This is a genomic window from Delftia sp. ZNC0008, assembly GCF_000799035.1.
In the GTDB taxonomy this organism is placed as follows: domain Bacteria; phylum Pseudomonadota; class Gammaproteobacteria; order Burkholderiales; family Burkholderiaceae_C; genus Comamonas; species Comamonas tsuruhatensis.
Window position 1 is genome coordinate 1 of the sequence record NZ_JTKZ01000746.1, and the last position, 6,299, is coordinate 6,299.

Here is a 6,299-nt window from a genome sequence, read left to right on the forward strand (position 1 = left end):
TGCCTGATGGATGAGCCGCTGTCCAACCTCGACGCCCAGCTGCGCCAGGAAATGCGCACCGAGCTGCGCGAGCTGCAGCGGCGCCTGGGCCTGACCGTGGTCTATGTCACGCACGACCAGGCTGAGGCCATGGGCATGGCCGACCAGGTGGTGTTGCTCAGCCAGGGGCGCGTGGAGCAGTGCGCCGAGCCCCAGGAGATCTACCGCCGGCCCGCCACCACCTTTGCCGCGCGCTTCATCGGCACGCCGGCCATGAACATCGCACGCCTCGACGGCCTGCACATCGCGGGCAGCCATGCCAGCGCCGCGCCCGCCGGCCTGCAGCAGCCGGGCCAGGCGCGCTGGCTGGGCGTCAGGCCCGAGGACATGCGCCTGTCGCTCCATGGCGATGTCGGCAGCGGCCCCGTGGTGGCTGCCGACATCGAGAGCCTCGAATACCTGGGCGCCGACCTGGTGCTGCGCTGCCGCGTGGGCAGCGAACAACTGATGGTGCGCACCGCTGGCAGCCAGCTCGGCGGCCTGCAGCCGGGCCAGCTCGTGGGCCTGCGCTGGGCGCGCGAGGCCACGCATTTCTTTGACGAACAGGGGCGGCGCTGCACGGCCTGAGGCCGTGGCACCGCTCCTATCTTCCTCCGCAGTTCCACCGTTTCAGCCGTTCCGGCTTTCGCACCCGAAGCACCTTCCAGGAGAGTCCGCCATGCAACGCCATGCCTTCCTCAAAACCCTCGCAGCCGCTGCCGCCCTGGCCGCCACGGGCCTGCTGCACACCGCCAGCGCACAGACGCCGCTGGAGGTGCCGTTCTACTTTCCCGTGGCCGTGGGCGGCCCCATCACCAAGGTGATCGACGGCTATGCGGCCGAGTTCAACAAGGCCCATCCGCAGTACCGGATCACGCCCGTCTATGCGGGTACCTACCAGGAGACCATCGTCAAGGCGCTGACGGCCCACAAGTCGGGCAAGCCGCCGGCCACCTCGGTGCTGCTGTCCACCGACATGTTCACGCTGATCGACGAGGACGCCATCGCCCCCATCGACGACTTCGTGAAGACCGATGCCGACCGGGCCTGGCTCAAAGGCTTCTACCCGGCCTTCATGGCCAACAGCCAGGCGGGCGGCAAGACCTGGGGCGTGCCCTTCCAGCGTTCCACCGTGGTCATGTACTACAACAAGGAAGCCTTCAAGGAAGCCGGCCTGGACCCGAACAAGGCGCCGCAGAACTGGAAGGAACTCAAGGAAGCCGCCCACAGGCTGACGAAGAAGGACGCCAGCGGCAAGGTCGTGCAGTACGGCATCCAGATCCCGTCCACCGGCTTTGCCTACTGGATGCTGCAGACCCTGACCACGCCCAATGACGTGCTGCTGGCCAACGAGGCCGGCACCCAGGTCACGCTGGACAGCCCCAAGGTAGTGGAGGCGCTGGACTACTGGGTGGGCCTGGTCAAGGAAGGCGTGCACCCGGCCGGCGTGGTGGAGTGGGGCACGACGCCCAAGGACTTCATGGAAAAGAAGGCCGCCATCATCGTCACCACCACGGGCAACCTGACCAATATCCGTGCCAATGCCAAATTCGACTTCGGCGTGGGCCAGATCGCAGGCAATGTGCGCAAGGGCTCGCCCACGGGCGGGGGCAACTTCTACCTGTTCAAGAAGGCGCCCAGGGAGCAGCAGGAGGCGGCCTTCCAGTTCATGAAGTGGGTCACCCAGCCCCCGCTGGCCGCGCAGTGGAGCATGGACAGCGGCTACGTGGCCGTCTCGCCCGCCGCCTATGACACGCCCGCGCTCAAGAAGTACGGCCAGGACTTCCCGCAGGCCCTGGTGGCGCGCGACCAGCTGCCCGTGTCGGTGGCCGAGTTCTCCACGCATGAGAACCAGCGCGTGACCAAGGTGCTCAACGACGCCGTGCAGGCCGCCCTCAACGGCAGCAAGACCTCGGCCCAGGCCCTGCAGGATGCGCAAAGGGAGGCCGACCGCATCCTGCGCCGCTACAAGTGATGGCGCAGTGCCGCTGACCGCATGAGCTCCGCCCCCGCCTCCCTTGTCCGCGGCCGCCAGGCCGTCCATGCCTGGCTGATGCTGCTGCCGGCGCTGGTGCTGCTGGTGGCGTTCACGCACTGGCCGGCCGTGGCCACGCTGATCGACAGCCTGCATGCCACGCCGCGCGGCGGCCAGCCGGGGCCGTGGGTGGGGCTGGAGAACTACGCCGTCATGGTGGACGACCCGGTGTTCTGGCAGGCCGTGCGCAACAACCTGTGGTTTGCGGCGGCCACGATTCCGCTGTCCATGGCGCTGGCGCTGGCCATGGCGCTGTGGGTCAACGAGAGGCTGGCCGGCCGCGCCTTCGTGCGCATGGCGTATTTCACGCCCACGGTGCTGCCCATGATTGCCGTGGCCAACATCTGGCTGTTCTTCTACACGCCGCAGTACGGGCTGCTGGAGCAGCTGCGCGGCGCAGTGGGCCTTCCCGCGCACAACTGGCTGGGCGACCCGTCCACGGCGCTGGCCTGCGTGACCGTGGTGGCGGTGTGGAAGGAGGCGGGCTTTTTCATGATCTTCTACCTGGCCGCGCTGCAGACGCTCAACCCCAGCCTCAGGGAAGCTGCGGCCATCGAAGGCGCCTCGCGCTGGTACTTCCTGCGCCGCGTGCAGTGGCCGCTGCTGATGCCGACCACGCTGTTCGTGCTGGTCAACGCGGTGATCAATGCCTTCCGCCTGGTGGACCATCTCTTCATCCTCACGCGCGGCGGGCCGGACAACGCCTCCACGCTGCTGCTCTACCACCTGTACGAAGTGGGCTTCAAGTTCTGGGACACGGGCTATGCGGCGGCCATCACCGTGGTGCTGGTCGTGGTGCTGGCGGCTGTGGCGCTGCTGCAGTTCTTCGTGCTCGACAAGAAGGTGCACTACCAATGAGCGCCGCACCCATTGCCCCGCGCCATGCGCCGCCCGCGCTGTACGGCGCCACCTGGCTGGACACGCTGGCTGCCTGGCTGCTGGCCCTGCTGTGGATATTGCCGCTGGCCTATGCGTTCTGGACGGCCTTCCATCCGCCCGAATACTCGGCACGCTTCGACCTGGCCGCGCCCTGGACGCTGGAGAACTTTCGCCGTGCCTGGCAGGCCGCGCCCTTTGCGCGCTATTTCCTGAACACGGCCGTGCTGGTGGCCATGATCCTGGCGGCCCAGCTGGTGCTGGGCACGCTGGCGGCCTATGCCTTTGCACGCTACCGCTTTCGCGGCCAGGGCCTGGCCTTTGCGCTGGTGCTGGTGCAGCTGATGATCATGCCGGACATCCTGCTGGTGGCGAACTACCAGACCGTGTCGCGACTGGGCGCCGTCGATACGCTGCTGGGCATAGGCCTGCCGTACTTCGCATCGGCCTTTGCGATCTTTTTGCTGCGCCAGACCTTCCTGGGCATTCCCCGGGAACTGGACGAGGCCGCGCGGGTGGAGGGTGCCAGCACCCTGCAGATCCTGTGGCGCGTCTACGTGCCGCTGGCGCGGCCCGTGTACCTGGCGTTTGCGCTGGTGTCGGTGAGCTTTCACTGGAACAACTTCCTGTGGCCGCTGATCATCACCAACAGCGTGCAGGCACGGCCGCTTACCGTGGGGCTGCAGGTGTTCTCCAGCGTGGAGTCTGGCGTGGAGTGGGCCACCATCACGGCCGCCACGCTGATGAGTTCGGGCCCGCTGCTGGTGGCCTTCGTGCTGTTCCAGCGCCAGTTCGTGCAGAGCTTCATGCGTGCGGGAATCAAGTGACGGCGGTGCTAAAGTCACTCTTCCCTGCTTTCAATGCCGAGGTTCACCATGTCCGGACCCGCTAGCGCCGGCCTGTTCATCTACGCCAAGCAGCCCGACAGGCTGGCGCTGTTCTACATGGAGGTGCTGGCCATGCGCATGCTGCACCACACGAGCGAGCTCATGGTGCTGCAGTCGCCGGACCTGCAACTGGTGCTGCACGCCATTCCCGAGGCGATTGCGCGGCACATCACCATCACCGAGCCACCCCAGCCGCGCGAGAACGTGGCCATCAAGTTCTTTGCCACCGTGAAAAGCTTTGCGGCCGTGCGCCCCCTGGTCATCGCCCATGGCGGCCAGCTGTGGGAGCAGTCCTGGCTGGGCCCGGGCTTTCGCGTGTGCAACGCCATGGACCCCGAAGGCAACCTGTTCCAGCTGCGCGAGCCGCTGTCCGCATGATGCAGATCCTCACCTGGAACACCCAATGGTGCCTGGGCCTGGACGGCCGCATGGACCCGGAGCGCATCGTGGCGCATGCGCTGTCCATGGCCGATATCGACGTGCTGTGCCTGCAGGAAATCGCCATCCACTATCCGGGCCTGCAGGGCGCGCCCGGCGACCAGGTGGAGCAGATCCGCCAGGCCCTTCCCGAAGGCTGGAAGGTCTTCTTCGGCGCGGCCGTGGACGAATTCACGGCCGTGGGCCGGCAGCGCTTCGGCAACCTGGTGGCCACGCGCCTGCCTGCTCTGCAGGTGGCCCACCACCGCCTGCCGTATCCGCACGATGGCGGCGTGCGCAGCATGCCGCGCTGCTGCACGGCAGTGACCGTGATGGATGCCGCACTGGGCCCCGTGCGCGTGATGAGCACCCACCTCGAATATTTCTCGCGCCGCCAGCGCATGGCCCAGGCGCTGGCGCTGCGTTTCCTGCAGATCGAGGCCCTGGGCCAGGCCGAGGCGCCGCCCCAGCCCGCCAGCGACGGCTCGCCCCAGCAGACCAAGCCGCACACGCCGCATGCCGTGCTCTGCGGCGACTTCAACTTCGAGCCGCACGAGGACGAATACGCCGGCCTGTCCGCCCCCTGGGCGGCCGGCGAGCAGGGCGCCCTGAGCGCAGGCCAATGGCACAACAGCTGGAGCGTGCTGCACCCGGACCAGCCCCAGCCGCCCACCTTCCGGTTGTTCGACCGCCAGTGGGGCCCCGAGCCCGGCGCCTGCGATTTCGCCTGGGTCAGCGACAGCCTGCGCGGCCATGTGCGTGGCTGGGCCGTTGACAGCGACACAAGGCTCTCGGACCACCAGCCCGTGCTGCTGCAGCTGGATTGATCCAGGTCAGGGTCCGCCGCCAAGCCGGCCTCGGCCTACAGACAGGGTGGCGGGCCTGCTCCAAGGTCATGGGGACTGTTTTGAAGGAGCATCCATGAGCCCCAATCCGCTGTCCACGATTCTTCACCGCACCTGGTGGGTGCTGCTGCTGCGCGGCCTGGTCGCCATCGCCTTCGGCGTGCTGACCTGGGCCCAGCCGGCGGTATCGCTGGCGGCGCTGGTGCTGACCTTCGGCGCCTTCACCTTTGTCGATGGTTTGCTGGGCGTGTATTCGGCCATCCAGGGGCGCGACCAGATGCGCCATTGGTGGGTGCTGCTGCTGTGGGGCCTGGCCGGCGTGGTGGTGGGCGTGCTCACCGTGGTCGCGCCCGGCGTCACGGCGCTGGTGATGACGCTGTACATCGGCGCCTGGGCCCTGGTCACGGGCCTGCTGCAGATCGTGGCCGCCGTGCGACTGCGCAAGGAGATCACGGGCGAGTGGCTGCTGATCCTGGGCGGCGTGCTGTCCGTGCTGTTCGGCGCCTTCGTGCTGGCCCAGCCGGGCGCGGGCATGATGGCCATGCTCTGGGTGCTGGCCACGTATGCGGTGGTCTTCGGCGTGCTCATGGTGCTGCTGTCCTTCAAGCTCAAGAAGGGCATACGCCATTCTTCCTGAGCCGCTGGTGCAAAGGCGGACAATGCCGGCTCCATGATCGAATCCCGGCGACCTTCTCCCTTCATGCGTCTTCCCCGCGCGGCCCTGGCGGCCGCGCTGCTGTTCGCGGCGGCCGGTGCCGCTCAGGCGCTGCCCAGCTTTTCCGAGGTCCGCGAAGGCCACCGCTCCTCCGAGACCGAACTGCTCTCGCGCGAGGGCGAGGTGCTGCAGCGCCAGCGCACCGACGCCAGCGTGCGCCGTGGCGACTGGGTGGCCCTGGCCGACATCTCGCCCGCGCTGCGCACGGCCCTGGTGCTCAGCGAGGACAAGCGCTTCTATGAGCACAGCGGCGTGGACTGGGCCGCCGTGTCCTCCGCCGCCTGGGGCAACCTCTGGAACCAGCGCACGCGCGGCGCCAGCACCATCACCATGCAGTTGGCGGGGCTGCTCGACGGTGACTGGCGCCAGGGCCCGGGCGGGCGCAGCGTGGTGCAGAAACTGGGCCAGACCGTGTCGGCCCAGGTGCTGGACCGGCGCTGGCGCAAGGACCAGATCCTGGAGGCCTACCTGAACCTGGTGCCCTTCCGGGGCGAGATCGTGGGCAT

The 6,299-nt window shown here is 68.1% G+C and carries 8 protein-coding genes; all 8 read left to right on the forward strand.

Features of this window, described 5'->3' with window-relative positions:
* The coding region (locus L995_RS24325) for an ABC transporter ATP-binding protein (RefSeq protein WP_047473984.1) at window positions 1-606 on the forward strand (606 nt) is incomplete at its 5' end.
* 91 nt (window positions 607-697) lie between these two features.
* Window positions 698-1,993: an ABC transporter substrate-binding protein gene (locus tag L995_RS24330; protein ID WP_017404195.1), complete on the forward strand. Its 1,296-nt coding sequence runs from the start codon at window positions 698-700 to the stop codon at window positions 1,991-1,993.
* 21 nt (window positions 1,994-2,014) lie between these two features.
* Window positions 2,015-2,911: a carbohydrate ABC transporter permease gene (locus L995_RS24335; RefSeq protein WP_047473985.1), complete on the forward strand. Its 897-nt coding sequence runs from the start codon at window positions 2,015-2,017 to the stop codon at window positions 2,909-2,911.
* Window positions 2,908-3,756: a carbohydrate ABC transporter permease gene (locus tag L995_RS24340; RefSeq protein ID WP_047473986.1), complete on the forward strand. Its 849-nt coding sequence runs from the start codon at window positions 2,908-2,910 to the stop codon at window positions 3,754-3,756. The genes L995_RS24335 and L995_RS24340 overlap by 4 nt, the downstream gene beginning before the upstream one ends.
* A gap of 48 nt (window positions 3,757-3,804) precedes the next feature.
* Complete coding sequence (locus L995_RS24345) at window positions 3,805-4,194, forward strand: glyoxalase/bleomycin resistance/dioxygenase family protein (protein WP_016447842.1); 390 nt, start codon at window positions 3,805-3,807, stop codon at window positions 4,192-4,194.
* Window positions 4,191-5,060, forward strand: coding sequence for an endonuclease/exonuclease/phosphatase family protein (locus tag L995_RS24350; protein ID WP_047473987.1), 870 nt, complete (start codon window positions 4,191-4,193; stop codon window positions 5,058-5,060). The genes L995_RS24345 and L995_RS24350 overlap by 4 nt, the downstream gene beginning before the upstream one ends.
* A gap of 94 nt (window positions 5,061-5,154) precedes the next feature.
* Window positions 5,155-5,715: an HdeD family acid-resistance protein gene (locus tag L995_RS24355; RefSeq protein ID WP_012207099.1), complete on the forward strand. Its 561-nt coding sequence runs from the start codon at window positions 5,155-5,157 to the stop codon at window positions 5,713-5,715.
* Window positions 5,716-5,748: 33 nt separating this feature from the next.
* Window positions 5,749-6,299 (forward strand): biosynthetic peptidoglycan transglycosylase (locus L995_RS24360; RefSeq protein WP_197065186.1); only part of this gene is annotated, 551 nt, incomplete at its 3' end.